This is a genomic window from Streptobacillus felis (genome assembly GCF_001559775.1).
GTDB lineage: Bacteria > Fusobacteriota > Fusobacteriia > Fusobacteriales > Leptotrichiaceae > Streptobacillus > Streptobacillus felis.
The window spans coordinates 1-464 of sequence record NZ_LOHX01000148.1 but is presented as its reverse complement, the minus strand read 5'-3'; the positions used below and the strand labels follow the sequence as shown (position 1 = coordinate 464).

1 protein-coding gene is annotated in these 464 nt (G+C 26.7%); it reads left to right on the top strand.

Annotation, left to right across the window (positions count from 1 at the left end; translation table 11 throughout):
• Positions 1–50: 50 nt before the first annotated feature.
• Positions 51–464, top strand: a 414-nt coding sequence (locus tag AYC60_RS08930; protein WP_269146646.1) for a polyprenyl synthetase family protein, incomplete at its 3' end; no start/stop codon positions are given.

Sequence of the window (464 nt, the reverse complement as noted above, 5' to 3'; positions counted from 1 at the left end):
AAAAAAAAAAATAGAAAAAAATTGAAAATGAAGCTGTAGTAATTTAATTAATACATGCATATTCTTTAGTTCATGATGAGTTACCGTGTATTGATAATGATGAATATAGAAGGGGGATCTTAACATTTCATAAAAATTTTGGAGAAGCTAATGCAGTATTAATTGGTGATGCACTTCTTACTCTGGCTTTTTCAGTATTGGCTGAATCTGAATATTCAAATAAAAATAGTATTATTGCACTTTCGTACTATTCTGGACATAAAGGTATGATATTAGGTCAATATTTGGATATATTAAATGTAGAAAATGATGATATTAGTTTGAGAGAATTATTTGAAATTCATTTAAATAAAACAGCTATGCTACTTATGGCAACAGTTGAGATTGCTTCTATTAGTTTGTCATTAAACAATGAAGTAAGGAATGCTCTACGTAAATTTATTCTTTATTTAGGTATAGCATAT